General features: G+C 62.9%; 25 protein-coding genes and 2 tRNA genes. 14 read left to right on the top strand and 13 right to left on the bottom strand.

Features of this window, described 5'->3' with window-relative positions:
- Positions 1-88 precede the first annotated feature (88 nt).
- The gene (locus QNA11_RS03570) at positions 89-769 is read left to right on the top strand and encodes a CarD family transcriptional regulator (protein ID WP_283481985.1); all 681 of its coding nucleotides are present in this window, start codon (positions 89-91) and stop codon (positions 767-769) included.
- Positions 770-1,161: 392 nt separating this feature from the next.
- On the opposite strand, the gene QNA11_RS03565 is transcribed toward QNA11_RS03570, so the two are convergent.
- On the bottom strand, positions 1,162-1,947 hold the full coding sequence (locus QNA11_RS03565) for an ABC transporter permease (RefSeq protein WP_283481984.1): 786 nt from the start codon (positions 1,945-1,947) through the stop codon (positions 1,162-1,164).
- Between the two features lie 269 nt (positions 1,948-2,216).
- On the opposite strand from QNA11_RS03565, the gene purE reads away from it, so the two are divergent.
- From purE to QNA11_RS03550, 3 genes are all read left to right on the top strand, one after another.
- Positions 2,217-2,681 carry a 5-(carboxyamino)imidazole ribonucleotide mutase gene (gene purE, locus QNA11_RS03560; protein ID WP_202072045.1) on the top strand — a complete coding sequence of 155 codons (465 nt, stop codon included), beginning with the start codon at positions 2,217-2,219 and terminating at the stop codon, positions 2,679-2,681.
- 2 nt (positions 2,682-2,683) lie between these two features.
- Positions 2,684-3,757, top strand: coding sequence for a 5-(carboxyamino)imidazole ribonucleotide synthase (locus tag QNA11_RS03555; protein ID WP_283484153.1), 1,074 nt, complete (start codon positions 2,684-2,686; stop codon positions 3,755-3,757).
- Positions 3,758-3,967: 210 nt separating this feature from the next.
- Positions 3,968-4,426 (top strand): Ros/MucR family transcriptional regulator, encoded by a 459-nt coding sequence (locus QNA11_RS03550; RefSeq protein WP_283481983.1) that lies wholly within the window; start codon positions 3,968-3,970, stop codon positions 4,424-4,426.
- 444 nt (positions 4,427-4,870) lie between these two features.
- Here the strand turns inward: QNA11_RS03550 and QNA11_RS03545 are convergent, their stop codons facing one another.
- The 4 genes from QNA11_RS03545 to QNA11_RS03530 all read right to left on the bottom strand — a co-directional run bounded on the left by QNA11_RS03545 (position 4,871) and on the right by QNA11_RS03530 (position 9,813).
- Positions 4,871-6,880, bottom strand: coding sequence for an acetyl-CoA carboxylase biotin carboxylase subunit (locus QNA11_RS03545; protein ID WP_283481982.1), 2,010 nt, complete (start codon positions 6,878-6,880; stop codon positions 4,871-4,873).
- Between the two features lie 157 nt (positions 6,881-7,037).
- Positions 7,038-7,673 carry an ATP-dependent Clp endopeptidase proteolytic subunit ClpP gene (gene clpP, locus QNA11_RS03540; RefSeq protein WP_202071979.1) on the bottom strand — a complete coding sequence of 212 codons (636 nt, stop codon included), beginning with the start codon at positions 7,671-7,673 and terminating at the stop codon, positions 7,038-7,040.
- A gap of 632 nt (positions 7,674-8,305) precedes the next feature.
- The gene (gene tig / locus QNA11_RS03535; RefSeq protein ID WP_283481981.1) at positions 8,306-9,652 is read right to left on the bottom strand and encodes a trigger factor; all 1,347 of its coding nucleotides are present in this window, start codon (positions 9,650-9,652) and stop codon (positions 8,306-8,308) included.
- A 76-nt stretch (positions 9,653-9,728) separates the two neighbouring features.
- A tRNA-Leu gene (locus tag QNA11_RS03530) sits at positions 9,729-9,813 on the bottom strand.
- A 177-nt stretch (positions 9,814-9,990) separates the two neighbouring features.
- Between QNA11_RS03530 and QNA11_RS03525 the strand changes: the two genes are divergently transcribed.
- The 4 genes from QNA11_RS03525 to QNA11_RS03510 all read left to right on the top strand — a co-directional run bounded on the left by QNA11_RS03525 (position 9,991) and on the right by QNA11_RS03510 (position 15,528).
- On the top strand, positions 9,991-10,620 hold the full coding sequence (locus QNA11_RS03525; RefSeq protein WP_283481980.1) for an MliC family protein: 630 nt from the start codon (positions 9,991-9,993) through the stop codon (positions 10,618-10,620).
- Positions 10,621-10,668: 48 nt separating this feature from the next.
- A complete protein-coding gene (locus tag QNA11_RS03520; RefSeq protein ID WP_283481979.1) occupies positions 10,669-12,009 on the top strand; it encodes a multicopper oxidase family protein in 1,341 nt (446 codons plus the stop codon).
- Positions 12,010-12,283: 274 nt separating this feature from the next.
- On the top strand, positions 12,284-13,213 hold the full coding sequence (locus tag QNA11_RS03515; RefSeq protein ID WP_281928009.1) for a crotonase/enoyl-CoA hydratase family protein: 930 nt from the start codon (positions 12,284-12,286) through the stop codon (positions 13,211-13,213).
- A gap of 17 nt (positions 13,214-13,230) precedes the next feature.
- On the top strand, positions 13,231-15,528 hold the full coding sequence (locus tag QNA11_RS03510) for a putative bifunctional diguanylate cyclase/phosphodiesterase (protein ID WP_202071984.1): 2,298 nt from the start codon (positions 13,231-13,233) through the stop codon (positions 15,526-15,528).
- Positions 15,529-15,796: 268 nt separating this feature from the next.
- Here the strand turns inward: QNA11_RS03510 and QNA11_RS03505 are convergent, their stop codons facing one another.
- Positions 15,797-16,483, bottom strand: coding sequence for a Clp protease/crotonase-like domain-containing protein (locus tag QNA11_RS03505; RefSeq protein WP_283481978.1), 687 nt, complete (start codon positions 16,481-16,483; stop codon positions 15,797-15,799).
- A gap of 362 nt (positions 16,484-16,845) precedes the next feature.
- Here QNA11_RS03505 and QNA11_RS03500 point away from each other — a divergent pair, with 362 nt between their 5' ends.
- The gene (locus tag QNA11_RS03500; protein ID WP_202071986.1) at positions 16,846-17,415 is read left to right on the top strand and encodes a hypothetical protein; all 570 of its coding nucleotides are present in this window, start codon (positions 16,846-16,848) and stop codon (positions 17,413-17,415) included.
- A gap of 338 nt (positions 17,416-17,753) precedes the next feature.
- Here QNA11_RS03500 and QNA11_RS03495 read toward each other — a convergent pair whose 3' ends face one another.
- The 3 genes from QNA11_RS03495 to proS form a co-directional block, all read right to left on the bottom strand.
- A complete protein-coding gene (locus QNA11_RS03495) occupies positions 17,754-18,437 on the bottom strand; it encodes an ABC transporter ATP-binding protein (protein WP_202071987.1) in 684 nt (227 codons plus the stop codon).
- A 17-nt stretch (positions 18,438-18,454) separates the two neighbouring features.
- Positions 18,455-19,756: a lipoprotein-releasing ABC transporter permease subunit gene (locus tag QNA11_RS03490; protein ID WP_283481977.1), complete on the bottom strand. Its 1,302-nt coding sequence runs from the start codon at positions 19,754-19,756 to the stop codon at positions 18,455-18,457.
- Between the two features lie 78 nt (positions 19,757-19,834).
- The gene (gene proS, locus QNA11_RS03485; RefSeq protein WP_283481976.1) at positions 19,835-21,178 is read right to left on the bottom strand and encodes a proline--tRNA ligase; all 1,344 of its coding nucleotides are present in this window, start codon (positions 21,176-21,178) and stop codon (positions 19,835-19,837) included.
- 154 nt (positions 21,179-21,332) lie between these two features.
- Between proS and QNA11_RS03480 the strand changes: the two genes are divergently transcribed.
- Together QNA11_RS03480 and QNA11_RS03475 are read left to right on the top strand one after the other, a co-directional pair.
- Positions 21,333-21,629: a GNAT family N-acetyltransferase gene (locus QNA11_RS03480; RefSeq protein WP_283481975.1), complete on the top strand. Its 297-nt coding sequence runs from the start codon at positions 21,333-21,335 to the stop codon at positions 21,627-21,629.
- Positions 21,630-21,760: 131 nt separating this feature from the next.
- Complete coding sequence (locus QNA11_RS03475; protein WP_283481974.1) at positions 21,761-22,129, top strand: endonuclease domain-containing protein; 369 nt, start codon at positions 21,761-21,763, stop codon at positions 22,127-22,129.
- Positions 22,130-22,251: 122 nt separating this feature from the next.
- Here QNA11_RS03475 and QNA11_RS03470 read toward each other — a convergent pair whose 3' ends face one another.
- A complete protein-coding gene (locus QNA11_RS03470; protein WP_283481973.1) occupies positions 22,252-24,102 on the bottom strand; it encodes an ABC-F family ATP-binding cassette domain-containing protein in 1,851 nt (616 codons plus the stop codon).
- Between the two features lie 154 nt (positions 24,103-24,256).
- Here QNA11_RS03470 and QNA11_RS03465 point away from each other — a divergent pair, with 154 nt between their 5' ends.
- Complete coding sequence (locus tag QNA11_RS03465; RefSeq protein WP_255537207.1) at positions 24,257-24,379, top strand: hypothetical protein; 123 nt, start codon at positions 24,257-24,259, stop codon at positions 24,377-24,379.
- Between the two features lie 105 nt (positions 24,380-24,484).
- A tRNA-Glu gene (locus QNA11_RS03460) sits at positions 24,485-24,560 on the top strand.
- A 61-nt stretch (positions 24,561-24,621) separates the two neighbouring features.
- On the opposite strand, the gene QNA11_RS03455 is transcribed toward QNA11_RS03460, so the two are convergent.
- The 3 genes from QNA11_RS03455 to QNA11_RS03445 form a co-directional block, all read right to left on the bottom strand.
- Positions 24,622-25,119 (bottom strand): GNAT family N-acetyltransferase, encoded by a 498-nt coding sequence (locus tag QNA11_RS03455; protein ID WP_283481972.1) that lies wholly within the window; start codon positions 25,117-25,119, stop codon positions 24,622-24,624.
- A complete protein-coding gene (locus QNA11_RS03450) occupies positions 25,092-25,427 on the bottom strand; it encodes a type II toxin-antitoxin system TacA family antitoxin (protein WP_370568497.1) in 336 nt (111 codons plus the stop codon). Before QNA11_RS03450 ends, QNA11_RS03455 begins: the two co-directional genes overlap by 28 nt.
- An 89-nt stretch (positions 25,428-25,516) precedes the next feature.
- The gene (locus tag QNA11_RS03445; protein ID WP_283481971.1) at positions 25,517-25,708 is read right to left on the bottom strand and encodes a hypothetical protein; all 192 of its coding nucleotides are present in this window, start codon (positions 25,706-25,708) and stop codon (positions 25,517-25,519) included.
- A 414-nt stretch (positions 25,709-26,122) separates the two neighbouring features.
- Here QNA11_RS03445 and QNA11_RS03440 point away from each other — a divergent pair, with 414 nt between their 5' ends.
- Positions 26,123-26,500 carry a hypothetical protein gene (locus QNA11_RS03440; RefSeq protein ID WP_283481970.1) on the top strand — a complete coding sequence of 126 codons (378 nt, stop codon included), beginning with the start codon at positions 26,123-26,125 and terminating at the stop codon, positions 26,498-26,500.
- The last annotated feature ends 67 nt before the right edge of the window (positions 26,501-26,567 follow it).

Below are 26,567 nucleotides of genomic sequence, written 5' to 3'. Positions count from 1 at the left end.
CCCCTTCCCCGCCAAACCGGCCGCCCCCGCGGCCGCCGCGGCGGCTGGCAAGATTTCATCAACCACGACAGCCGGCGAAGATAAAAAATTGGCAAAAAGAAACGAGCCCCCCGTTGAAACGGCGACGCCCGTCGCTGCCGAGAAGACCGTAACCGATTCAAAGGCCGTGGTGAAACCCGCGCCCGCGAAAACGAAACCGGCCGCGCAGAAGCACGGTTTCAAGCTCAACGAGTTCATCGTCTATCCGGCTCACGGCGTCGGCCAAATCATTGGCGTCGAAACACAGGAAGTCGCGGGCTTCAGCCTCGAGCTCTTTGTCGTCAGCTTCATCAAGGACAAGATGATCCTGAAGGTTCCGACGAGCAAGATCGCCAATGTCGGCATGCGTAAGCTCGCCGAGACCGGCGTGGTCGACAAGGCGCTCACGACGCTTTCCGGACGCGCGCGCATCAAGCGCACAATGTGGTCGCGTCGCGCCCAGGAATATGAGGCCAAGATCAACTCCGGCGATCTTGTCACGATCGCCGAGGTGGTGCGCGACCTCTACCGTTCCGACACGCAGCCGGAGCAATCCTATTCCGAGCGCCAGCTTTACGAGGCGGCGCTCGACCGCATGGCGCGGGAAGTCGCGGCCGTGCGCAAGCTGATCGACTCGGAGGCGCTGAAGCTGATCGAGTCCTTCCTGCAGAAGGGCCCGCGGCGCGGAGCGAAGACCGACGCCGAAGCGGCAGACGACGGCGACGAAGAGGACGTCGATCGCGCCGCGTAAGGGTCGCGCGCCGATCGACAAAGAAATGCCGAGAGCGGGGATTTCCTGCTCTCGGTGAGTTCGCTTCCAGCCTTCGGGCGGCAGGGAGCCAGTCGCATGCAGCAGAAGCGGCGTGGTTATCCCCTGCGCGCGAACGTCGCGGCAGGGGTCGCCTCCCGTATCGGGACGCTCTGCAACAGCGAGAGAGAGCGCCAGGCCCACGGCGCCGCGCAAACCAGCCCATCAAAGCTCATGCTGCTCGCGCGAAGCCGCTGGGCCAGCGCGTCGGCCGGCCAGATAGCTGCGCCTCTCCTCGCACGGCCGATTTTGCCCATAGAACGACATGGCTCGACGATTCACCGCCCTCGCTCTCTCACGCGACCACAGACCTATTTCCTCCAAAGGCAGCGATCTCAGGAGAAAAATTTTCCGCGAAGAAAGCGCTCCCCGAGCAGGCCAAGGGCAAGCGAGATCGAAGCAAATTCCACGACGTAGGCTTTGTTGACCATATATGGATCGTAGTTGGTGTAATATGCGGAGCGTAGCCACTCCACGATTTGGAAGAGGGGATTGTAGGAATAGTACTCGCGCACTTCCTCTGAAAAAGCGTAAGACGGCTCATATACCCCAGATAGAATGTATAAAACAACAGCGACCAACGTAAATGCAACGATAAAGAACATGCCAAATATTGCACAAGCGACCGTATTTAGCACTCCCAACCCTATTCCAAGATAAACAGCCGCAAGAACAGCCTGAGCCGCCACAATATAGTCTGCCGGCAAAAAATCTATGTCTAACGAATACATAAGCAATAAATATAGCCCTAAAACAATGAAAGCGTTAAGCACTTCTAATATCCATCTCGCGGTAATCAAATGCCCGGGCTTGAGAATCGGCATATTCAACAGCGTCCGCCCTTGGATTATAGCCATACCCAGCATTCTCGCGGGATAGAGACAGAGAATGTAGGGCACAACCCCTGTCGCCACGAACACGGCCGGACTCTCGCCGACAGGCGCGACATAGGTCCTAAGTAAATAGGCGCCCGAAATGATGATGAGATGGCTGAGCGGCCATGCGATCGCGATAAGATAGCCGAAATAGCTGGAGCCGAACCGCGTTCTCATATCCATCAGCAGAATGACTGAGATAACCCGGCCGAATTCCCTGATCTTGGCTAGAAGATTTGCCGACACGATTCCCTCTGACTGAAAATCCGATAAGGCCGCACTATAGCTGAATAGCGGCGGAACGGAGGACATGCGCCCCGACCATGCGCCTCTCATGCCCTCACCCCGCTGCCCGGCTTGCGTCCCCAAGACAAGCCCGCGAGCGCCTCCCATAACGCGACAGCCCGCCCGGCGCCTTGCGTCCCGCCTCCCCATCGTCTATGCGGCATGGCTTCCCACGCTCGAGTAATGGATCACTTAAAGTGGCGAAGCCGAAGACGCCTGTCGCGATCATTATGGGGTCCCAGTCCGACTGGGCGACCATGCGCCACGCCGTGGAGACCCTGAAAATCCTCGACGTCGGCTGCGACGCGCGGATCGTCTCGGCCCATCGCACGCCTGAGCGGCTTTTCACTTTCGCCAAGGGGGCCGAGGCGTCTGGCTTCGAGGTGATCATCGCGGGCGCCGGCGGCGCCGCGCATCTGCCGGGCATGACGGCCTCCATGACCAATCTCCCGGTTCTCGGCGTGCCGATCGAGTCCCAGGCGCTCAAGGGCATGGACTCCCTACTCTCGATTGTTCAAATGCCCGGCGGCGTTCCGGTGGGAACGCTTGCCATCGGCAAGGCGGGCGCGATCAACGCCGCGATCCTCGCCGCCTCAATTCTCGCGCTGAGCGACAAGGCGCTCGCCGCGCGGCTCGCAGATTTCCGCGCAAAACAGACGGCGAGCGTCGCCGAGACGCCGAAGGAGGAGGCGTGACAATGCTGAAACCCGGCGCGACCATCGGCATTCTCGGCGGCGGCCAGCTCGCGCGCATGCTGGCGACAGCCGGCGCCCGCCTTGGCCTGAAGTCGCATATTTATTCGCCCGTCGCCGATGATCCGGCCTTCGACGTCTGCGCCGCGCGCACTTGCGCCGATTTCCTCGATGAAGCGGCACTGGCGGCCTTCGCGGAATCTGTCGATGTCGTCACCTATGAATTCGAAAATGTTCCGGCGCGAACGGCGGAAGTGCTCGAAGCGCATCGGCCGGTGCGGCCGAACCCGAAGGTCCTCGCGCTGACGCAGGACCGGCTGATCGAAAAGCAGTTCGTGCGCGGGCTCGGCGTCGCCACGGCCGATTTCGCCGACGTCTCCGATCTCGATGCGCTGACGCGCGCCGTCGCGCAGCTCGGGCGTCCATCGATCCTGAAGACTCGCCGTTTCGGCTATGACGGCAAGGGCCAGACCCGAATTGTCGACGGCGTCGATCTCGACGACGCTTTCAAAGCGGTAGGCGGCGCGCCCTCGATTCTCGAAGGTTTCGTGCCCTTCGCCAAAGAGGTTTCCGTTGTCGCGGCGCGCGGGCTCGACGGCGCCTTCCGCGCCTATGACATCTGCGAAAACATACACGAACATCATATTCTCGCGACGACAACGGCTCCCGCCGCGATCAGCGATGCTACCGCGCGGGCGGCGGTCGAGATGACTCGGCGCATCGCCGAGGCGGCGGATTACGTCGGCGTGATCGCCGTGGAAATGTTCGTTGTTTCGGACGCTGAAGGCGAGCGGCTCCTCGTCAATGAAATCGCGCCGCGCGTGCACAACTCCGGGCATTGGACGCTCGATGGCGCCGTAACCTCGCAATTCGAGCAGCACATGCGCGCCATTGCGGGCCTGCCGCTCGGCTCGACGCGCCGCCATGGGCGCCAAATCGTCATGCGCAATCTCATTGGCGCCGACGCCGACAAATGGGCGCAGATACTGGCTCAAGACGGCGCCTGTCTGCATCTCTACGGTAAAAAGGAAAGCCGTCCAGGCCGTAAGATGGGGCACGTAACTGAGATTTTAACTTGAGCTGCAAGCCAAGTCGCACTCAGGAAAGAAAAAATCGAGATTTTGGCGGCTCGACTCTTCTTTGACCGATAGCAAACAAAGCGCGTCCGGGGCGTTAGCCGCTATTTCCGTCGGCCGGATACACTATTTTGGAAAGAATTTGACCGTTAAGCTCGACGCAAGCAGAATGCGGTATTAGTAATATCGTCAATTCGCGCGGAGGATTCGCCCTTGCAGACGCCAGATTCAGAAGACGCCAGTTCAATCGAATTGGCTGCCAGCATTGTCGCGGCTTTCGTTTCTCATAACTCGCTTCCGGTCGCGGAGCTTCCGGGGTTGATCGCCTCCGTGGACGCGACGCTGCGACGCCTGGCGACGGGCGCGGCCGCAGCTCCTGCGGTCGAAGAGAAGCCTGAGCCCGCCGTCTCGATCCGCAAGTCGATCACGCCCGACTATCTTGTCTGCCTGGACGACGGGAAGAAGTTCAAATCGCTGCGGCGACACTTGGCCACGCTGGGAATGACGCCGGATCAATATCGGGCGAAATGGGGATTGGCTCCCGATTATCCGATGGTGGCGCCGAACTATGCGGCGCAGCGCTCGAATCTCGCAAAGCAGATGGGTCTCGGCCAGGCGCGCAAGAAGGCCGCTCCGGCGCGCTCGGCGCGCAAAGCGAAGGCGAGCGCCTGATCTTGTGAAACGCACAGGCGGCGGCGGTTTCGCGCCGCGCGCCTGAGCGCTTGCAGATGAATTTGGCAAGCGCCGAATTCATTGGATTAATCGTAATTGCCGTAAGCGGCAGAGTCTTCTTGGCGATCGCGTCGAAACGCCGCCAAGCGATGAAATCACCTTCTGACGGGCGACCCAAAGCCACAAGAGCCGTCATTGCGAGCGAAGCGAAGCAATCCAGTGCAGCGATGCGGCCCTGGATTGCTTCGTCGCTTTGCTCCTCGCAATGACGGCGGTGATTTCCTGTGTGTTCAAACGGCGCTTGCGTCGGGGATGGCGCCGAACCAATCGAGCGGAACCCGTATGATCCAAGCGGAAGGTTTGGTCGCTTGGCGCGCCTGAAGGCGCGCAAACAAAAACGCGGCCCGGAGGGCCGCGTTTCTAAAAAGTCTATAGTTCGTGCGCTTACGCGAATTCCATGATCACCGCGTCGACCGCGAGGCTGTCGCCGGGCTTCGCGAGGATCTTCTTGATGGTCACGTCGCGCTCGGCGCGCAGGACGTTCTCCATCTTCATGGCCTCGACCATGCAGAGCGCCTCGCCCGCCTTTACTTCCTGCCCTTCCTTGACGTCGATGGTCTTCACCAGACCCGGCATCGGACACAGCAGATGCTTGGAGGCGCCGGTGTCCTTCTTCTTGGGCATCAGGGCAGCCAGTTCGGCCTCGCGCTGCGTATAGACGCGCGCCTGCACGCTCACGCCCTGATGGGCCAGCTCGTAACCATTGAGGATCGGCCGCGTCTGCACATAGACCGTATGGCCGTCGACATCGCCCTTGAAGACCGCGTCGCCCGGCCGCCACTGCGAGGATACGCGATGGGCGCGGTTATCGGCGCCGGAGAACTGCACGACGAGCGCCTCGCCCTGCTCCTCGAGCGCGACGTCATAGCGCGTATCGCCGAGCATGCAGACGCGGTCGCGCGCGAATTCGACCGGGCGGCCGCTCATGAGCTGGCCGCTGATCATGCGTTTGCGGGCGTTGCCGATGTGGTCAATCAGCGTCGCGACGGCGGCGAGCGTCAAAGCGAGATCGCCGGCCGGCTCCGGAGCCGAAAAGCCCTCGGGGAACTCTTCCGCGATGAACCCCGTCGAAAGCGTGCCCGACCGCCAACGCTCCATCTGCATCAGCGTCGAGAGGAAGGGAATGTTGTGGCGAATGCCGTCGATGAGGAAACGATCGAGCGCGTCGGCCTGGGCCTGGATGGCGGTCAAGCGGTCGGAGGCGTGCGTGACGAGCTTCGCGATCATCGGATCGTAATGGATCGAAATCTCGCGGCCCTCGGTGACGCCCGTGTCGTTACGGACGGTGACGCCGTCTTCCTTCTTCTCCTCGGGCGGGCGATATTTCACCAGACGGCCGATGGAGGGCAGGAAGCTGCGGGTCGGATCTTCGGCATAGATGCGGCTTTCCACCGCCCAGCCGTTGATCTTCACATTCTCCTGCTTGAGCTGCAGGGGCTCGCCGGCGGCGACGCGGATCATCTGCTCGACGAGATCGATGCCGGTGATGAGCTCGGTGACCGGATGCTCCACCTGCAGGCGGGTGTTCATCTCGAGGAAGTAGAAGCTCTTGTCCTGCCCCGCGACGAATTCCACCGTGCCGGCCGAATCGTAGTCGACAGCCTTGGCGAGCGCGACGGCCTGGGCGCCCATTTCGGCGCGGGTGGCGGCGTCGAGCAGCGGCGACGGCGCTTCCTCGATCACCTTCTGGTTACGACGCTGGATCGAACATTCACGCTCGTTGAGGTGAATGACATTGCCATGCTTGTCGCCCAGCACCTGAATTTCGATGTGGCGCGGGTTCTGGATGAACTTCTCGACGAAGACGCGATCATCGCCGAAGGAGGACGCCGCCTCCGAACGGGCGCGGGTGAAGCCCTCGATCACCTCGGCGTCGTTGAAGGCGATGCGCATGCCCTTGCCGCCGCCGCCGGCCGAGGCCTTCAGCATCACCGGATAGCCGATGTCCTTGGCGATCTTTACCGCCTCTTCCGGCGATTCGATCACGCCGAGATAGCCCGGCACCACGCTGACCTTGGCGGCCGAGGCGAATTTCTTCGATTCGATCTTGTCGCCCATCGCTTCGATGGCGCGCTGGTTGGGACCGATGAAGACGATGCCGGCGTCCTTCAGCGCCGTGGCGAAAGCCGCGCGCTCGGAGAGGAAGCCATAGCCGGGATGCACGGCTTCGGCGCCGGTCTGCTTGCAGGCCGCGATGATCTTGTCGATGAGCAGATAGGACTGCGCGGCGGGCGGCGGGCCAAGGTGGATCGCCTCATCCGCCATCTCCACATGCAGGGCGTCGGCGTCGGCGTCCGAATAGACGGCGACCGTGGCGATGCCCATCTTCTTTGCCGTCTTGATGATGCGGCAGGCGATTTCGCCACGGTTGGCGATCAAAATCTTGCGAAACATGCGCGCCCTTATAGCCCCGTTTCTCTCACCCAAAGGTCCGCTCTTTTTCCCCGAAGGAACGGCGGACGCAATTTATTTTTTGGCGCCGCACGCTTGGCGCGGCGGGCTCTCTCCCGCACAGGGCGCCCTATCGGCCCCATGCGGGAGAGGAACCATTTCAGCTCTTGGCTTCTGACTCGTCGTCGGGGCGCTTCTCCTGCACGCTGTCGACGATGCCGAACGCCTTCGCCTCTTCCGCCGACATGAAGTGATCGCGGTCGAGCGTGCGCTCGATCGTGTCGTAATCCTTGCCGGAGTGGCGGACATAAATGTCGTTCAGGCGCTTCTTGACCTTCAGTATGTCCTCGGCGTGGCGCTGAATGTCCGACGCCTGGCCCTGGAAGCCGCCTGAGGGCTGATGCAGCATGACGCGGGCGTTGGGGAGCGCATAGCGCATGCCGGCCTCGCCGGCGCAGAGCAGCAGCGAGCCCATCGACGCCGCCTGGCCGACGCAGAGCGTCGAGACTTTCGGCTTGATGAACTGCATCGTGTCGTAGATGGCGAGGCCCGCCGTCACCACGCCGCCCGGCGAGTTGATGTAGAGGGAGATTTCCTTCTTCGGATTTTCCGATTCGAGGAAAAGGAGCTGGGCGATGATGACCGAGGCCATGTGGTCCTCGACCGGCCCCGTGAGGAAGATGATCCGCTCGCGCAACAGGCGCGAATAGATGTCGAAGCCGCGTTCGCCGCGCGACGTATTTTCGATCACCTGCGGAATGAGATATTGGCTATAGACCTCGATCGGATCACGCATCGCATCGCCTTCCCTGCGCCTCTCCTCGCAGGAGAGCGCGCGCATTAGACCGACCGCGAAGCATTTACCCGAACCTGCCGCACGGCCGTCTCATATGGTCTTGCCGGCGCAGGGGCCCTCCGCCGGGAATTCTTGTCCCGTCATATGCCGGAGCGCGCCGGGACGCAAACGAAGCTTCCGCTTCTCGGGCGAAGAGCGATCTGGCAAGCGCGGCGCCAAAGGGATCAACAGGGCTTTGCGGATGAGCGACCATCCCGCGTCGTTGGCCCATACTTCCCCTTTACGGCTACCGCACGCACACACCCGTCGCAGCCCTCGTCATGGCCGGGCTTGTCCCGGCCATCCACGCCGAGCAAAGTCTTAGCTAATGCTGGCATGATCGCCATCAGAACATTGCATGGGCGCGCGGAACAGGACTTCGGAGCTGGGCTGTGCCCCTTGGCGTGGGTGGCCGGGACAAGCCCGGCCATGACGGCCCCGAAATATGTGGCTCCCTTAGCCTCTACGCGGAGGCCGCCGGGTGGGGTCCGCGCCGCAACGAGAGTGGTGGGGCCTTACCCCACCCGACCCCGCCTCAAGGCGGGGCCTCCCTCCCCGTAAAGGGGAGGGATGGCTCACGCCCGGCGTTTCTCTTACGCCTCTTCTTCCTTGAACAGCTCTTCCTTGGTCACGGTCTTGTCCGTGATCTTGATGAGCTTGGAGATATGGTCGACGACGCGCTCTTCGTAGATCGGCGCGCGCAACTGGGCGAGCGCCTGCTCATTGTTGCGATAGAAGTCCCAGACCTGCTTTTCCTGGCCCGGGAACATGCGGACGCGCTCGACGAGGGCCTCGGTCAGATCCTTGTCCTCGACCTTCACGCCGGCGTTCTGGCCGATCTCTGCGAGAACCAGCCCGAGGCGCACGCGGCGCTCGGCGATCTTGCGGAACTCCGCGCGGGTTTCGTCCTCGGTCTTGCCTTCTTCGGCGACCGGCTGATTCGCGCGGCGGCTCTCGGCCTCGTGCTGCCCCCAGATGTTGTTGAATTCCTGCTCGACGAGCGTCTCGGGCAGCTCGAAGGAATAGCGACTGTCGAGGGCGTCGAGCAGCGCGCGCTTCAGCTTGTCGCGCGAGACCTTGTGGAAGTCGGCCTCGAGATTGCCCTTCACCGCTTCCTTCATGGCGTCGAAACTCTCGAAGCCATATTTGGTGGCCAGCTCGTCGCCGATCTCGAGCGACTTCGGCGCGGCGACAGCCTTCACCGTCACGTCGAACTCGGCGTCCTTGCCGGCCAGATGCTGAGCCGAATAATCCTCGGGGAACTTGACCTTCACGACGCGCTGCTCGCCCACGCCCGCGCCTTCGAGCTGCTCCTCGAAGCCGGGAATGAAGGTGTTGGAGCCCAGCACCAGGTCGATATCGCCGCCCGTGCCGCCCTCGAAGGCGACGCCGTCGAGCTTGCCGGTGAAGTCGATCGTGAGCTTGTCGCCCTTCTCGGCCTTGGCGCCTTCCGCGCGCGGCTCGAATTCCTGGGCGCGATCCGCCAGATTCTGCAACGCCGTGTCGATGTCCGCGTCGGCGATCTCGGCGACCGGGCGCTCGATAGAAATGTCGTCGAACGAGCCGATCTCGAACTTCGGCAGCGTCTCGAAGGTCACGGTGAAGGCGAGATCGCCCTCGGCCTCGAGCGCGCGCTCGAGCTCTTCCTGCCCGCCGGGGAAATCGAGCTTCGGCTCGACGGCGATTCGCAGCTCATGCTCCTCGACGATCTTGCGGTTCGCCTCGTTGACGGACTCCTGCAGGACGTCGCCCATGATGCTCTTGCCATAGAGCTTCTTGAGATGGGCGATCGGAGCCTTGCCGGGGCGGAAGCCTTTGATCTGGGCCTTGGCCTGCATTTCGGCGAGCTGCGCGCCGAGCTTGGCGGCGAGATCGGCCGCCGGCAGCACGACCTTGAATTCCTGCTTCAAACCCTGGGAGGAGGTTTGCGTAACTTGCATGTCGATCGCCTTCTACAACTTTAGAGCCGGCCGTGCGCGCGGCGGCTTGGCATAATTTCCGCGAAACTGCGGCATTTGGTGCGGGCGGAGGGAGTCGAACCCCCACGACTTTCGTCACCGGAACCTAAATCCGGCGCGTCTACCAGTTCCGCCACGCCCGCGTGAGCGGCCCCATTCCGGACCCGCCGCGAAACCTGAAGCCCGCGAGCGCGGGCGCCGCTCTATAGCATGGTCGGCGCGGGATGCTTCAAAAAAATACGTATGTCCGGAAGCGACGTTTTGGCTTGCGACCGCTAGAATGTATCGCCTTTCTCGGTCCTCTTTTCGGAGCACGCCTCATGATCCGCGCGGCCGCCATAGCGCTCCTCTCCTTCCTCTCGATCGGATTCGCCGCTGCGACGCCGATGGAATGCGCGAAGACGTCGGGGGCCCCGGTCAAATTCATTTGCGAGGATGCAACCCTCGAAGGGCTGGATAAAGAAGAGTCCCCTCTTGCCGATTTGGCCACGGCCGCGCCGCTGACGGCGGCTCGGAAGAAGGACTTGACCGAGAGCCAGGCGAGCTTCCGCAAGACGCTTTCGGCCTGCAAGGACGCCAAACCCTGCCTGCAGCGCACGCTCATCGAGCGCATCTACCGCCTGCGGCAAGGCTATGCCGATGTGCGCTCGAAGGACGCCGAGGGAACGAGCCTTGGCCCTTTCATCGCCTCCTGCCCCGGGCTCGACGGGCTGCTGGATGTGACCTTCGTGAATGTCGCGCCCGCCCTCGCCTTCCTCTCCTGGCGCGACAAATCCGTCGTTCTGCAACAGGTGCTGGCGGCGTCGGGCGCGCGTTACACGGGCGCTTTCGGGGCTGGGGAAGCCCAGTTCTGGAACAAGGGCAATGAGGCGACGCTGGACTTGCCGGGACGACCGCGGCTGAACTGCACAATACAGGACGTTGGCGCCCCCGCCTCGGCGCCGCGCTGACGCGAGCGTCGCCGTCAACTCGTTACACTCTCGCAAGGACGCAAGCCCATGCCCTCGCTCAACCGCCGCGCCTTTCTGACCGGGGTCGCCGCCAGCGTCGTCGCCCTCCCCGCACGAGGGGCGCCGCAAATGGGCCCGCGCGTCATCGAGGCGCGCGCCGGCAAAGCAAAGCTCAGCCAGGCTGAAACGGACATCCTCGGCTTCGACGGCGTCGCGCCGGGGCCTGTGCTGCGCTACAAGCAAGGCCAGGAGCTGGACGTCCGCCTCGTCAACAAGCTCGACCTTCCGGCGACGATCCATTGGCATGGCATGCGCGGCGAGAACGCCATGGACGGCGTCGCGCCGCTAACGCAGGCGGCCGTCGCGCCGGGAGGCGCATTCGACTACCGCCGCAAGCTGTCGGAGCCCGGCCTCTTCTGCTATCGGCCGAGCGTCTATGGTAAGACGCCGGAGCTGATCGGCCGCGGCCTCAAAGGCCTTTTGGTCGTGGACGAGCCCGACCCCCTGCCCACCGATCACGACCTGCTCCTCGTCCTCGACGATTGGCGCCTCGACGCGCAGGGCAAGATCGAGGGGGCCTTCGGCGACGCCAGCGAGGCGCGCGCCGCCGGGCGCATCGGCCCGACGCTCGCCGTCAACGGCAAGGCGGCGCCGGCCACCGCCGAGTTTCAGGCAAATTCGCGCGTGCGTCTGCGGCTCGCCAATCTCGCCAACGCCAGAATCATGATCCTGACCTTCGACGGCGTGCAGCCCTTCGTCGTCGCGATCGACAGCCAGCCTTGCGAGGCTTTCGAGCCGGTGCGGCGCAGCATCCCCGTCGCGCCCGGCGCGCGATTCGAGCTCATCTTCGACATGCCGGCGACGGAAGGTGCCAAAGCGCGGGTCGTCCTGCGCGGCCCTAACAATAGCGAAAGCGAGATTTTCGTCGCCACGGCGAAAGGAGCGCGCGCAGAGAAGCGGGGCCTTATCTACTCTCTGCCCTCAAACCCTGCGCTGCCCGCAGAGATCAAGCTCAACAACGCCAAGAAGATCGACCTCGTGATCGAGCCCGGCCCGGCGGGCGGCGCCGGCTGGGTCATCAACGGCGCCGCGACAAACGGCTACGACGGCCCGCCACTGTTCAGCGTGAAGCGCGGGACGCCGGTCACGCTCGGCTATGTGAACAAATCAATGGTTCCGCTCGCGATGCATGTTCACGGTCACGCCATGCGGCTCTTGCATGATCTCGACGACGGCTGGGAGCCCTATTGGCGAAACGGCGTCATCGTTCCCGCCGCCAAGACGAAGCATGTTTCCTTTATTGCCGACGCGCCCGGCAAATGGGCGATTCATGACGATATTCTGGAACATGAGGCAGCCGGGCTGGCGACCTGGTTCGCGACTGTGTGACGGTTATATCTGACTGTATTCCAAGGGCAAACACCGCCCGATTGAAATAAATCAAGGATTTTACCTTTTCTTTCAGAATTTCACCGGAGACTAGCAGCTATGATAATATACAACTTCAGGCCGTATATCTCTAAAGACTAGCTGGTTTGCATCTCTTCCTCGCGGGCCAACAGATGCGCGTTAATCTTGGCCGTCAGTCCTGCTGAGCCGAAGGCGGATCGAAACCGGGAGCAAGCCAACCAGTCGCCGCCACAGATGGCGCAGGAGCATGTCCATGACGGGAATCGTCTTTCGCGGCCCGAAGGATCCGAGCGAATTTCCCAATTGGCGTTTTGAAACGCTGGAAATCGACTATGATCGTGAAACGGCGTCCGTCTGGATGAATTATCGCGTCGACGCGCCGCAATGCTACACGCCGACCATGCTCGCCGAGCTGCTGCAATTGCGCGATTCCCTCAGGGTCTTGGGCATGTCCGGCCGGATTGAGCAATTTCCTTTCAGATATTTGGTGATGACGGCCAAGCGGCCCGGCGTCTTTTCCCTCGGAGGGGATCTGGCGACATTCGCCGCGGCGATCCGGCGCCAGGATCTTGCAACCTTGGTCACCTATGCGCACGCCTGCGTCGATCTCGTTTACGGTTACTCCCAGAGCCTCGATTTGCCGATCGTCACGCTCTGCGCCGTGCAGGGACAGTGCCTTGGCGGCGCGCTCGAGGCGGCGCTCGCCTTCGATTTCATTCTCGCCGAAGAAAATGCGATGTTCGGCCTTCCCGAGGTCGCCTTCAATACTTTCCCGGGGATGGGCGCAGTCACCATGTTGACCCGCCGCGTCGGCTCCGCCCTTACTCAGCAAATCATCATGAGCGGCCAGACCTATACGGGCCGTCAAATGTTCGAGCTGGAAGTCATCGATCAAGTCACCTCGCCCGGAACCATCCGCGCGGCAGCGGTCGAATGGATGCGCGACGCCGGCGGCAAAAAATGGCGGCGCCGGCGCGCCATCGCCGAAGCCCGGCGTCGCAGCCATCCCGTCACCCACGACGAGCTCATCCGGATCACCGAGCTTTGGGCGGAATGCTCGGCGCGCATCGAAGAGCGCGACCTGCGCCATATGGAGAGACTGGTGCGCGCTCAGAAGCGTTTGATCGGGTCAAGACAAAACGCTCCGGAAGGCGAGCAGCTTCTGGTATCTAGCTCGTCGTGACGACAAGGGAACGTGGCATGCAGGCCAAAGCCTCGACCAATCCCAGATCCGCCGCCGAAGCGGAAATTTACGCCGATCTCGTCGAGACGCTGTTCGACACGACGCACTCGCTCGTCACCGGCATTCTGTCGGGCGTGCTCGTCCCCGCCATTGCCTGGATTTCGACGAGAGAAACCTCGTATCTCTGGCTCGCGGGCCTGATGTCGCTGATCGGGGTCTATCGCGTTCATGTCCTGCTTTCCCATGATCGCGCGCCGATCGAGGCGCGTCGCCGGGATGCAGAGATTTGGGAACGGCGCTACGCGGTCGGCGCGATTAGCTTTATGGTCACGCTCGGCGTCGCCACCGCAATATTGTTCAATTATCACGAAAACGAAATCGCGGCCTATTACGGCGTGATCATCATGACCGGCGTCACGGGGAATCTCGCGGCCCGCAACGCTGCGCGTCCGAACATCGTGTTCTGGCAAATGATGGGCACCTGCATGCCCCTCGCCTTCACGATCATTTTCAACTTTTCTCCCTGGTACTGGGGCATCTCGGCGTTTCTCGGGTTTGGCGCGCTGGCGGTCTTCAAGACCACGAAGTTCCTCAAGAACATTCTCGTCTCCGCGCTGCGTAACGGCCGCGACGCCATGCGGCAGCGCCAGAAGTTCAGCATCGCCCTGAACTCCATGACCCATGGCCTCTGCATGGGCGACTCTTCGCTAACCATCTCGGTGATGAATCGGCGCATCGTCGAGTTTTTCGGAATCGTCGCCGCTGCAACGCCCATCAAGCTCGACGCGCTGGCTCACGCCATTGGCCGCACCGCCAATATGTCGCCGGCGGAAATCGAGGAGTTCAAGGAACTCTGGATGCGGCACGCCGCTATGCCGCAAGCGACCGTCTTCATGCGGCGGATCGGCGAACGCTACTTCAACTTCCACTGTGAGCGCGCCGAAGGCGGGGCTTTCGTCACGGTCATCGAGGACGTGACCACCCAGCAACGAGCGCTGCGCGAAATCGAGCGCATCGCTCATTTCGACGAGCTGACCGGCCTTCCCAATCGCTATCACTTCCAGGACGCGCTCGGCGCGGACATGCTCCGCCTCGGCGTGACCGAGGGGAACGCCGTCCTGATCACCGTCGATCTCGATCGCTTCAAGGAAGTCAACGACACGCTTGGCCATATGGTCGGCGACAAGCTGCTCGCCCATGTCGGCGCGCGGCTCAGCGCCTGCGCCCCGACGCCGAATCTGGTCGCCCGGCTCGGCGGCGACGAATTCTGCATCTTGATGCGCGCGCCGCATGAGGCGTCGCAGATCGATGCGATGAGCGCCGTTATCCTGAAGGAATTGAGCCGCCCCTTCCGGATCGACGGGCATCGCATCACGGTTGGCGCGACGATAGGCCTTGCGATCGCGCCGCAAGACGCCGATACTCCCATCGGCCTGCTCAAATGCGCCGATCTGGCGCTTTACGAAGCAAAATTGGGGGCTCGCGGGACAGCGGTCCGATACAGCCCCAAGATGCAGGACGCCTTGCTCGAGAAGCGCGCCATCGAGGAAGAGCTCCGCGAAGCGTTAGTCAAAGACGAGCTGGCGCTATTCTACCAGCCGATCGTCGACTCCCGTCGCGGCGCGATCGTCGCGATGGAGGCGCTGGTTCGCTGGCGCCATCCCGAGCGCGGCATCATCTCCCCCGGCGTCTTCATTCCGGTCGCCGAACAGACTGGCTTGATCGTCGAAATCGGCGCATGGGTTCTGCGGCGGGCCTGCGAGGACGCGGTCGCCTGGCCGCGACATGTCCGGGTCGCCGTCAATCTTGCGCCGAAACAGTTCCATCAGGCCGACCTCATCGACACGATCGCGACGGCGCTCGACGACAGTGGTCTCGACCCCGACAGGCTGGAGCTCGAAATCACCGAGTCGACCCTGATCAGCAACACCGATGACATCCAGGCGAAGCTTGCGAAAATCGACGCTCTGGGCGCGCGGCTGTCTCTCGACGATTTCGGGACCGGCTACAGCAGCCTGAGCTATCTGAACCGCTTCCCCGTGAAGAAGGTGAAGATCGATCAAGCCTTCTCGCGACAGGCGATCGAGTCCCCCAAAACGCAGGCGATCATCAGCGCCATTTCGGCGCTGGCGAAAGACCTCAATCTCGACCTTGTCGCCGAGGGCGTGGAAACCCAGGCCCAGCTCGGCTTCATGGCGAGCAAGAATATTTTCTTGATCCAGGGCTATCTCTACAGCAAGCCGCGTCCGATCGAGGAGCTTGCGCCGCTCCTCGAATGCTGGAGCGACGCGCCGCGGCTCGAAAGCGCCGCCTGATAACCCAAGGCTCCGAATCCAGGCTCAAACCCCACGCAGCCGCGTCATGCCCGCGCTTGTCGCGGGCATCCACGCCAGGACATTTGCGACACGCGGGAAGAAGAAGCGGGCGTTGCTCGCTAATGTTTACCGCTTTCCGCATCGGCGCGGCGTGGATGGCCGCGACAAGCGCGGCCATGACGCTGGAACACGTCTGCTCGTTAACCCGAATTCTGTCAGCCCACTTGGGAAAGCCCCAATGCGAGCTGTTCGAGTGGAAACAGCCTGACTATCGATGCACGATGTCGATGACCGGCCGCCGATCGATCGGCGGTTCGGCCATGCGCTGCGCGCGGAAGATTGCGTGGGACGCGTTATAGTGCCGGTCGAATTGCGTCAGATAGGTCGAGATGCCGGAAAAGTCGGGCTGAGCCGGCACGACATCCCTGACCAGCATCAGATCGCGCGCCTCGGCGGCCGAAAGGGTTTGCTCGCTTTCGATCAGCCGCTCCGTTCTGGAAAAGCCGATCCGGCGACCGACCGCGGCATAGAGGCCGAAAAGGTCGAAGGGCTCGCCGGCAAAGGAAAAACACGCTTCCCTTTCAGCCACGATCGCAGCGCAATTCATGGCAAAATCGAAATCCAGACCGGCAAGGAGCGAACGCGCCCATGCGATTGTGATGACGGGGGTGTCGATAATCAGCTCCGCAGTGGCCGCCACCATTTCCGCGAAACCGTCCGGCGCGACCGCAGCGCCGGCGCCTTCGGCGAAGTCGAACACCAGAAATCTCAGTTGCGGCTGCTCGCCGCCGGCGATCTCACGCAGGACGCCGGAGATCTTGTGAGCGCTGGCGCGATCGAACCCCGGCCGGGTTTTGGAGAGAACCAGCGCTTCGCGCTGCCGGAGCCAATGCGTTCGTACGCCAGTTGAAGTATTTGTAAACGCAGACCAATCTTTACTCGAAACAACTCTCATGACCGCCTCTACGCAAGAGTTAATAAAAGTTTAACGCAAAATTCGAAAAATCGCTAAGGTGAATTAATCCTTGGAGGCGACTCAACTTGGACATGGTTAACGGGAAGACGATCGCCGGACTGGCGGAAGCTATCCCGCCTTGCGGCGCGTAAAGCGCCTGGCAGTCTGTGTGGCCGAAGGTCGCAAGACAGGCGCCTCGAACTTGATATATGCTAACCGCGGGATGCCGGTTGCGCCCTTCGCTCTTTGGCGCAAGGTCGCGGCCGCCTCATCGCCGGGGGCCGCCCCCCGGTCGACGCGCCGGTGAGATAAAGCCGCTCGGCAAAGAAGCGGCGCAAGGTTTGTTCAAAGGGAGGAACAGAATGAAAATGCGCTTTCTCGTCGCCATGACGTTGGCGACGGTCGGTTGGGTCGCCCAGGCGCACGCGCATGGCGACGTCGGCTCCAACCAGGGCCAGTGCCTCATGAAGATCGGCCCCGACACGATGAGCTTCACGGGCTATCAGCCGCTGAAATCGCGCGAGCAATTTTGCGACGACATTCCCGACGCCGGCCCGACCATCATCACGCTCGACGCCCAGCAGGACGAGCTGCGCGACATGAACCTCGAGATGCGCGTGCTGCGCGATGTCGGCCAGAAGGACGACAACGAGAATCTCGAGGCGAACACCGAGTATTTCTCGCCGCCGAAGAAGTATAAAACCGGCACGCTGACCTTCGACCACAACTTCCAGAAGGAAGGCAAATATATCGGCCTCGTGAAGGCCAGGAGCGACGACGGCACGAAGGAATATGTCGCCCGCTTCCCCTTCTCGGTCGGCCTGACCGCCACCAAGGACATCACCATCGCCGTCTTCTTCGCGGCTTTGGCCGCGGTCGGCTTCGGCCTCTGGTACAAGGCCCAGTTCGTGGACAAGAAGAAGGCGTCCTGATCGGGCGCGGGCGCTGACGCCCCTCGAGTTTCGAGACGCCTGCTACGCAGGCTCCTCAGCGTGAGGGGCTTCTAATATGGTTTCCAGTTGAACAGCTCGCCTTGGTGCTTGTCATCCCCGGCAGGCTGAAAGCCCGACCGGGAATCCAGCGCCTCCCGTCATTGCGAGCGAAGCGAAGCAATCCAGGGCAGCGATGTGACCCTGGATTGCTTCGTCGCTTACGCTCCTCGCAATGACGCCGGACCAAGGTAGCGCTGGTTTTGCTCTGGATTCCCGATCGCTCGCGCGTCGGGAATGACGCCGACCCGAAGGCGGCCCGATCGGCCGCCTTCGCCTTTTTACGGCAGCTCCTCGACGCGGCCGTCGCGTAGCGTGACGCGGCGGTCCATTTGTTCTGCGAGGTCCAGATTATGCGTCGCGATGAGCGCGGCGAGGCCCGAGTGGCGGGCGAGCGTCAGCAAGGTCGCGAAGACATGCTCCGCCGTCCGTGGGTCGAGATTGCCGGTCGGCTCGTCCGCGAGAAGCAAATGCGGCGCATTGGCGACCGCCCGCGCGATGGCGACGCGCTGCTGCTCGCCCCCCGACAATTCCGACGGCCGATGCGACGCGCGCGTCCCGAGCCGCAGATACTCCAATAATTGCTGCGCGCGGCCCTCGGCGTCCTTACGGCCGAGGCCGTTGATCATCTGCGGCAGGACGACGTTCTCCAGCGCCGAGAACTCCGGCAGCAGATGGTGGAACTGATAAACGAAGCCGATCGCGGAGCGACGCAGGCTGGTGCGCTCCCGGTCGTTCATCTTCGAGGTCGGCGCCGAATTGATCAGCGTCTCCCCGCCGTCGGCGCGCTCCAGAAGCCCGGCGATGTGCAACAGCGTGGATTTGCCGGCGCCAGAGGGGGCGACCAGCGCGACCGTCTCGCCCGGATAGATCGCGAGATCGACGTCGACGAGAATATCGAGGCGCGCATCGCCTTCGCGGTAGTGCCGCGCGATATTGCGCAGTTCGAGAACGGCTTCGCTCATGCCCTCATCTCTCGCGCTTATTCATGCCGCAGCGCTTCGATCGGATCGAGCGAAGCCGCTTTCCAGGCTGGGAAGATCGAGGCGAGAACGGCGAGAACGAGCGTCATGACGACGATCATCGTCACTTCGCGCGGATCGACGATCGCCGGCAGCCGCGACAGAAAGTAGAACTCGGCCGGGAAAAGATTGGCGTCGAAGGCCTTGTTCAGGAAGCTGCGGATCGTCTCCAGATTCGACGCGATCAGCAATCCGAGCAGGAAACCGGCGATCGTGCCGACGACGCCGATCGACGCGCCGATGAGCAGAAAGATGCGCAGCACCGAGCCGCGCGACGCTCCCATGGTCCGCAGGATCGCGATGTCGCGCGTCTTGTCCTTCACCAGCATGGTGAGGCCGGAAATGATATTGAAGGCCGCGACGATGACGATCAGCGTCAGGATGATGAAAAGGATGTTCTTCTCCACCTGCAGCGTGTCGAAGAAGGTCTTGTTGCGCTGGCGCCAGTCGGTGATCATCATCGGCCGCCCGACCGCCTTGTCGAGCTGCGCCCGCAACAGGTCCATCTGCTCGGGGTTGTCGACAAAGACCTCGATGACCGTTGCCTCTTTGTCGCGATTGAAGAAGACCTGCGCCTCGGCGAGCGGCATATAGACGAAGACATTATCGAATTCCGACATGCCGATCGAAAAGATCGCCGCCACCGTATAGGCCTTGATGCGTGGCGCGACGCCGAAGGGCGTCTGTGCGCCTTTGGCGATCAACAGGCTCACCTTGTCGCCGACGGTGACGCCGAGCGTCTCCGCCAGCCGCTGGCCGATAGCGACGCCTTCGCCTTTGTCGAAGCCCTCCAGCGCCCCGATTTTTACATTTCCGGCGATGCCCGGCAGGCGCACGAGGTCCTTCTCGCGAATACCGCGCACGAGCACGCCCGACTGCCCAAATTGCGTGGAAATGCCGGCGGCGCCCTCGACCATGGGAATGGCGAGCTTCACCCCCGGGACAGCCGACGCCTTGGAAGAAACGTCTTCCCAGTCGGTAAGCGGCGTCTCCACGGCTTGCAGAAAGGCATGGCCGTTGACGCCCATGATCTTGTCCATCAGCTCGCGGTGGAAGCCGTTCATGACGGAGGTCACGACGATCAGCGTGGCGACGCCGAGCATGATGCCGAGGAAAGAGAAGCCGGCGATGACCGAGACGAAGCCATCGGCGCGGCGCGCGCGCAGATAGCGCAGCGCCACCATCCATTCGAAGGACGCAAAGGCCCTTGTCCGGGAGACGGGCTGCGCGCCCTCGAAAGCTTCCGCGGTTGCTTCGCTCATATAGCCATCCTTCAATGGCGAGGTGTTACTGGCGAGCCGGAAGGCTCGCGGTCCATATCGCCCCTCGTCCGTGCGCCCTCACACACCCGCCTGCTTGATCGCCGCGACGATGCGCGCCACGGCGTCCGCCGGCGCCAGCATTTCACGCTCGCCGGTCTTGCGGCGCTTCACCTCGACATGGCCCTCGGCGAGCCCCTTCGGGCCCACGAGGATCTGCCAGGGCAGGCCGATCAGATCGAGCGTGGCGAATTTGGCGCCCGGACGTTCGTCGCGATCGTCGTGCAGCACGTCGAGCCCTGCGTTTTCGAGCTGCTGGACAAGCTCGCCGCAAACCTTGCCGGTCCCCGCGTCGCCGACCTTGAGATCGGCCACGCCGACATGGAAGGGCGCGACCGTCTCCGGCCACACGATGCCGGCGTCGTCATGGCCGGCCTCGATGATGGCGGCGACGAGACGCGACGGGCCGATGCCATAGGAACCCATTTGCACGACGACCTCCTTGCCGTCGGGGCCGTTCACCACAGCCTTCATGGGTTCCGAATATTTGGTCCCGAAGTAGAAAATATGGCCGACTTCGATTCCGCGCGCGGAAAGTTTCGCGTCGTCGGGCACCGCGGCAAAAGCGTCCGCATCGTGCATCTCGCTGGTCGCGGCGTAGCGGCTGGTCCAGTCGTCCACGATCCCCTGCAGCGCCGCCGCGTCGTCGAAATCGACATTGGCGGACGGCGGCGCGTAGGAGAGGAAGTCCTTGTGGCAGAATACCTCGCTCTCGCCGGTCTCGGCGAGGATGATGAACTCGTGAGAGAGATTGCCGCCGATCGGGCCGGTCTCCGCCTTCATCGGAATCGCGGTGAGCCCCATGCGCGCGAAGGTGCGCAGATACGCCACGAACATTTTATTGTAGGAGTGGCGCGCGCCCTCGGCGGTGAGATCGAAGGAATAGGCGTCCTTCATCAAGAATTCACGCGAGCGCATGACGCCGAAGCGCGGACGCACCTCATCGCGGAACTTCCATTGGATATGATAGAGATTGAGCGGGAGATCCTTGTAGGAGCGCACATAGGCGCGGAAGATCTCCGTAACCATCTCCTCATTGGTCGGGCCGAAGAGCATCTCACGATCATGGCGGTCGTTGATGCGCAGCATCTCCTTGCCATAGGCGTCGTAGCGGCCGGATTCGCGCCAGAGGTCCGCCGATTGGATCGTCGGCATGAGCAGCTCGACGGCGCCGGCGCGATTCTGCTCCTCGCGGATGATGCGGGTGATGTTGTTCAGCACTTTGAGACCCAGCGGCAGCCAGGCGTAGATGCCGGCGGATTCCTGCCGGATCATGCCCGCCCGCAGCATCAGCCGGTGCGAGACGATCTCGGCTTCTTTCGGAGTCTCGCGCAGGATGGGCAGGAAATAACGGGACAGGCGCATGGTGGCTTCCACTGAGACGATTCGAGGAGAGAGAGCATAGCGACGGCTCCCGGGCGGTTGAAGCGCGGGCGGACGGAAAAGGCAAGCTTTCCCGCGCCGGTCTTTCCTTTCCCGCGCCGCGGCGCCATGTCGGGAGCATGAAGGGGAGGAAGGAATGGGAGAGAGCTTTGCCGTGCGCGATAACCCTGCCCAGAGCCGCTTCGAGCTCGATCTCGACGGGTCGATGGCGCTCGCGGAATATACGCTCGACGACGGGGTGATGACCTTCACCCACACGGAAACGCCCCCTGCCCGGCAGGGCCGCGGCGCGGCGTCGAAGCTGATCCACGGGGCGCTATTGGCGGCGCGGGCGCGCGGACTGAAGGTGCGGGCGACGTGTTCTTTCGTTGTGGCTTATTTGGCGCGGCATCCGGAGTTTGCGGATTTGACGCCCTCATCCGACCCTCGCTGACGCGAGGGCCACCTTCTCCCGCAAGCGGGAGAAGGAGAGAAAACCGAGGTTTCAGGCCACGCGACTCCTTCTCCCGCGTGCGGGAGAAGGTGGCCCCTGCGTCAGCAGGGGTCGGATGAGGGCCCAGCCACATGCGCGACCACACGCCGAAAGCCCGCTTCACGCAAGCCCGCAGCCTGCGTCGCAATATGACGGTCGCCGAGGACATGCTCTGGCGCTGCTTACGTGGCCGAGGCTTCGAGGGGCTGAAGTTCCGTCGGCAGGTCCCGATTGGTCCTTACATTGCTGACTTCGCCTGCCTCGAACGCCGGCTCATCATCGAGCTGGACGGCCGGCCGCATGAGGAGCCCGAGCAGCAGGCGCATGACCGTCGGCGGGATGCTTGGTTTTTCGCGAACGGGTGGCGGGTGCTGCGGTTGGACAATGAGCGGGTAATTGGGGGCGCGGCGCTGAACGATATTGCTTTGTGGATGCGGCCGCCCTCATCCGACCCTCGCTGACGCGAGGGCCACCTTCTCCCGCAAGCGGGAGAAGGAGTCGCCGCGCCAACCTCGGTGTTCTCTCCTTCTCCCGCTTGCGGGAGAAGGTGGCCCCGCAAAGCGGGGTCGGATGAGGGCCCGCCTCACCCCTCCGCCTCGGCCGCCAGCTCCAGCCACTGCTCCTCCGCCAAAGCCAGCGCCTTCGCCAGCTCCTCGCGCTGCGCCGCGAGCTTCGCCGCCTCCTGCGGATTGCGCGAAAACGCGTCGGGCGCGGCGAGCATCTCGTCGACACGCCCGAGAAGCTGGGTGAATTTCTCGACCTTCGCCTCCGCCTCCGCCAGCTTGCGGCGATAGAACCCCGCGTCGCGCCGCTTCGGCGCCATCTCGGCCGCCGCCGCCGGAGCCGCCTCGCGTTTGGGCTCCTCCGCCTTGGTCTTGGACAACACCAGCCTGGCGTAGTCGTCCATATCGCCGTCGAAGGGCTTCACCGTCCCATCGGCCACGAGCCATAGCCGGTCGGCGCAGGCCTCGAGCAGATAGCGGTCGTGCGAGACCAGCACCACCGCACCCTCATAGTCGTTGATCGCCTCGATCAGCGCGGCGCGGCTGTCGATGTCGAGATGGTTCGTCGGCTCGTCGAGAATAAGGAGATGCGGCGCGTTGAACGCCGTGACGCCCGTGAGCAGCCGCGCCTTCTCGCCGCCCGAGAGATGCGCGACCTTCGTGTCGGCGCGCGCGCCCGAAAAACCCGTCTGCGCCGCCCGCGCCCGCACCCGCGCCTCCGGGGCGTCGGGCATCAGCCGCGAGAAGACGAGATAAGGCGTATCGTTCTCGTTGAGATCGTCGACCTGATGCTGGGCGAAGAAGCCCGCTTCCAACTTCGCCGCGCGCACCATATTGCCGGCCATGGGCGACAGCCGCCCGCCGAGCAGCTTGGCGAAGGTCGATTTGCCGTTGCCATTCGCGCCCAAAAGGCCGATGCGGTCGTCGTTGGAGATGGAGAGCGACAGACGCGAGAGCACCACGCGCTCGCCATAGCCGATGGAAACCCGCTCCAGCGCGATGATCGGCGGCGACAAGGGCTTCTCGGGCGACGGGAGATAGATCGGCAGCACGCTGTCGTCGACGATCGCCGCGACCGGCTCCATCCGCTCCAGCATTTTGAGGCGCGATTGCGCCTGGCGCGCCTTGGTGGCCTTGGCGCGGAAGCGGTCGACAAATTCCTGCAGATGCTTGCGCTGCTCTTCCTGTTTCTTGGCGCCTTTGGCGGCCAGCAGCGCCGCCTCGCGCCGTTGTTTCTCGAAGGATGAGTAATTGCCCTTGTAGAGCGTCAGCCTGCCGCGTTCGAGATGCAGAATATGCGTCGCCACGTCGTCGAGCAGGTCGCGGTCGTGGCTGATGACCAGCACGCTCGCCGGATAGCGCGCGAGATAATCGACGAGCCACAGCGTTCCTTCGAGGTCGAGATAATTGGTCGGCTCGTCGAGCAGCAGAAGGTCGGGCGCGGAGAAGAGCACCGCCGCGAGCGCCACGCGCATGCGCCAGCCGCCGGAGAACTCCGACAGCGGCCGTTGCTGGGCTTCGGCGTCGAAGCCGAGGCCGTGGAGAATCGCCGCCGCGCGCGCCGGCGCGGAATGGGCGTCGATGTCGGCGAGGCGGGTCTGGATCTCTGCGATGTCATGCCCGTCATGGGCGGTCTCGGCGCGGGAGAGCAGCTCGGCGCGTTCGACGTCGGCCGCCAGCACGAAGTCGATGAGCCGGGTCGGCCCGCCCGGAGCCTCCTGCTCGACGCGGCCCAGCCGCGTGCGGGCCGGAAGAGCGATATTGCCCGATTCGGCGGCAATCTCCCCGGCGATGAGGCGGAAAAGCGTCGTCTTGCCGGCGCCGTTGCGGCCGACGAAGCCGGCGCGCGCGCGGCCGGGCAGAAAGGCGCCCGCCTTGTCGAAGAGCAGCCGGTCGCCGAGGCGGTAGGTGAGATCATTGATGGTGAGCATGGCCGTGAGCCCAGTAACAGGCTCGGACGGGCGCGCCTAGAGGATTTAAAACCCGGCGCCGACGCCATCCGGCACGGTGATTGCTACTCGATTCTTGCAAGAAGAAGACAAGGGGGCCCAAGGCGCATCAAGCTGAGATGAAAGGCGTTCGCTCATGCACCCGGACATGGAAGCCTATCTTTGGATCACGGTGAAAGCCTTCGGCTTCGCGCTCGTCGGAATATATGCCTCGCGCATCGCCCTTCATGCCTATGACATTCTGAGATGGGGAATTTGAGCCACTTATCCCCTGTCGGAGGCAGATCGCGCATCATCAAGACTTGTCTTGCGCGCCGCGCCCCTCTATACAGCCCTCGCTGCGCCGCCTGAGCGGCGCAAGCCCGCGCCCATCGTCTAGAGGCCTAGGACGTCGCCCTTTCACGGCGAAAACAGGGGTTCGAATCCCCTTGGGCGCGCCATTTCACCACCATAAAGAATTCGAACGCCCTTGCGACAGGTCCGAGGTTGTCGTCCTGGCAGCTAGCGAAGCGATGCTGCAATATCTGCGATCGATCTGAAGAGTACGTGAGGATCGTCTTTCGAGGGAAAGAAACCGCGCCGCGCCCAGAACGCAGCCGCTTCGCCGTCGACCGCTTTAACAACCAGGGCCCGACCTCCAATGAGGCTCGCAGCCGCGACACACCGCTGCAAAGCGTGCTTGAGCAGGCCCGTGCCAATTCCCTTGCCGATCCAGCTCCGATCGGTCGCGAGCTGTCCCAGTAGCAGGCATGGAACAGGGTCGGGCGGTTGCCCGGTCCGAATGGACCTGGGCAGCAGTGCCGGCACGATCGCCGTTGGCGCAAGCCCGTAGTAGCCGATGACACGATTCATCTCGTGAACGACCATGACCGCCGTGAAGCCTTTTTCTTGGTTCGAAAGCGCCCGCGTTTTGAGCCAGCGGTCGAGAGATGACTTTCCGCAGGAGAACTCGTCTAGAATGTGAGTCGCCGTCAGCGGTTCGGGGCGGGAGATCGCCAAGCCTCAGCCCTCTCGGCATCCGAATCACCGGTCTCCCACGGCGCCGCACGTTGGGAAAGCTCGACGATCTCCGGCGCCGAGGTGGCTGGTCCTGACAATGCCGCCACGAACGCTTCGAACCCGGCGGCAGTCATCCGGATGGGCGCCGTCTCCATCAGCACGTCTTCGGCCGCGCGTACGGCTGCGTCGCGCACGAAGTCGGTGCGCGAGCGACCGCGTAGCGCGGCCGCCCGATCGATGATGGCGAGATCGGCTTCCGGCAACCGCATCGAAAGCGGATGCTCTTTGCGCACGACGGCTCGGGACACGAGGAACCCTCCATTTGCGTCCATCCATATCCATCTGTAGCGCATTTTACAATACACAATTTTGAATGAGCCGACCCCGCGCCATCGATTCAGTTCAACGTCCGCCGGCTACCGCGGACGACGATAGTCGCCCCCGACCCGCTTTTCTCGGCCATCTCCGCCGCCTCGTCAGCGTCGGCGATCGCCATTGCGACGGCGGCGTCGTCGGGCGGGCGGTTGAGATCGGAACTGTTGGGTTCCGCGAGGAAATCGAAACGCGTGATGTAGATGAGTTCGAGCATTTTTCCCTCCATCCGGCGAGGGCCTGTTTCAAACCCGAAAATCGTGCGCTCCGAGACTTTCGACATTATTAAGAGGTCGGACCAATGCGACGCAGTCTTGAAGGGAACCGGGACAGAGGCGCCAAAGACCCTGCGCAATCTCACAATTAGCTGCGCATGAGCGGTAGCGCCGCCGCGCGCAGAGCTCCAGATTGCGCCTATCTCGCGCTTCTGCCCAGCGTGAGATACAGGCCCGGCGCATCCTCGCTATGACTGCGCCGGGCCAAATCATTTTTGGATACGCCCCGCCGACGTCATCCGCCCGGCAAACGAAGCCCTCCCCTGCCCGCTTCAAAAAGCGATCCAACATTGCTCCGGCCTTGAATCGACCTTACACACGATTCAATTTCCTTCGCCCAGTCGCTGGAGCTGCATATGGCGTCCCGCTTCGCATTCATAATCCGACTGCTGCTCGGCGGCGCCTTGCTGTTGCCTGCCCCTTCGGCCTCGGGGCAGATCAGCATGAAGCCCGAGTCGCTCACCCATTACTCTTACTGCGTCAGCAATGCGAAGGATCGCAGCAGCGTCTTCTTGCTGGATCGCGGCACGCTTTATCGCTGCGGCGACGATATTGCAGTGTCATATTTCAATTATCTTGGCCGGCAAAAAGCACCGGAGAAGCGCGCCGTCGAGGCTGAGGGCGTCTTCGTCTACCGGATGATCGCCGGCGTCGGAAAATGCTGGAACAAGATCGAGGACGCTTACGGCAATCCGATGTCGGTATATGGCTGCGACATTTACGTCGAGCTCTGAGCGTTAATGGCGTTCGACGCTCACGATCGTCATTGGGGCAGGAAGCCGGCTTGCCGTGCAGGCAATC

It is taken from the genome of Methylocystis sp. JR02 (genome assembly GCF_030063565.1).
GTDB classification, from domain to species: domain Bacteria; phylum Pseudomonadota; class Alphaproteobacteria; order Rhizobiales; family Beijerinckiaceae; genus Methylocystis; species Methylocystis iwaonis.
Note: the sequence above shows the minus strand (reverse complement) of the source record. Positions and strands in the feature narration are given on the sequence as shown.

What these genes read in the sequence shown, in the direction of transcription:
- purE (WP_202072045.1), top strand. Translation starts at nt 2,217, where the DNA reads ATGGGGTCCCAGTCCGACTGGGCGACCATGCGCCACGCCGTGGAGACC.
- QNA11_RS03555 (WP_283484153.1), top strand. Translation starts at nt 2,684, where the DNA reads ATGCTGAAACCCGGCGCGACCATCGGCATTCTCGGCGGCGGCCAGCTC.
- QNA11_RS03545 (WP_283481982.1), bottom strand. Translation starts at nt 6,880, where the DNA reads ATGTTTCGCAAGATTTTGATCGCCAACCGTGGCGAAATCGCCTGCCGC.
- clpP (WP_202071979.1), bottom strand. Translation starts at nt 7,673, where the DNA reads ATGCGTGATCCGATCGAGGTCTATAGCCAATATCTCATTCCGCAGGTG.
- tig (WP_283481981.1), bottom strand. Translation starts at nt 9,652, where the DNA reads ATGCAAGTTACGCAAACCTCCTCCCAGGGTTTGAAGCAGGAATTCAAG.
- QNA11_RS03525 (WP_283481980.1), top strand. Translation starts at nt 9,991, where the DNA reads ATGATCCGCGCGGCCGCCATAGCGCTCCTCTCCTTCCTCTCGATCGGA.
- QNA11_RS03520 (WP_283481979.1), top strand. Translation starts at nt 10,669, where the DNA reads ATGCCCTCGCTCAACCGCCGCGCCTTTCTGACCGGGGTCGCCGCCAGC.
- QNA11_RS03515 (WP_281928009.1), top strand. Translation starts at nt 12,284, where the DNA reads ATGACGGGAATCGTCTTTCGCGGCCCGAAGGATCCGAGCGAATTTCCC.
- QNA11_RS03510 (WP_202071984.1), top strand. Translation starts at nt 13,231, where the DNA reads ATGCAGGCCAAAGCCTCGACCAATCCCAGATCCGCCGCCGAAGCGGAA.
- QNA11_RS03505 (WP_283481978.1), bottom strand. Translation starts at nt 16,483, where the DNA reads ATGAGAGTTGTTTCGAGTAAAGATTGGTCTGCGTTTACAAATACTTCA.
- QNA11_RS03500 (WP_202071986.1), top strand. Translation starts at nt 16,846, where the DNA reads ATGAAAATGCGCTTTCTCGTCGCCATGACGTTGGCGACGGTCGGTTGG.
- QNA11_RS03495 (WP_202071987.1), bottom strand. Translation starts at nt 18,437, where the DNA reads ATGAGCGAAGCCGTTCTCGAACTGCGCAATATCGCGCGGCACTACCGC.
- QNA11_RS03490 (WP_283481977.1), bottom strand. Translation starts at nt 19,756, where the DNA reads ATGAGCGAAGCAACCGCGGAAGCTTTCGAGGGCGCGCAGCCCGTCTCC.
- proS (WP_283481976.1), bottom strand. Translation starts at nt 21,178, where the DNA reads ATGCGCCTGTCCCGTTATTTCCTGCCCATCCTGCGCGAGACTCCGAAA.
- QNA11_RS03480 (WP_283481975.1), top strand. Translation starts at nt 21,333, where the DNA reads ATGGGAGAGAGCTTTGCCGTGCGCGATAACCCTGCCCAGAGCCGCTTC.
- QNA11_RS03475 (WP_283481974.1), top strand. Translation starts at nt 21,761, where the DNA reads ATGCGCGACCACACGCCGAAAGCCCGCTTCACGCAAGCCCGCAGCCTG.
- QNA11_RS03470 (WP_283481973.1), bottom strand. Translation starts at nt 24,102, where the DNA reads ATGCTCACCATCAATGATCTCACCTACCGCCTCGGCGACCGGCTGCTC.
- QNA11_RS03465 (WP_255537207.1), top strand. Translation starts at nt 24,257, where the DNA reads ATGCACCCGGACATGGAAGCCTATCTTTGGATCACGGTGAAAGCCTTC.
- QNA11_RS03445 (WP_283481971.1), bottom strand. Translation starts at nt 25,708, where the DNA reads ATGCTCGAACTCATCTACATCACGCGTTTCGATTTCCTCGCGGAACCC.
- QNA11_RS03440 (WP_283481970.1), top strand. Translation starts at nt 26,123, where the DNA reads ATGGCGTCCCGCTTCGCATTCATAATCCGACTGCTGCTCGGCGGCGCC.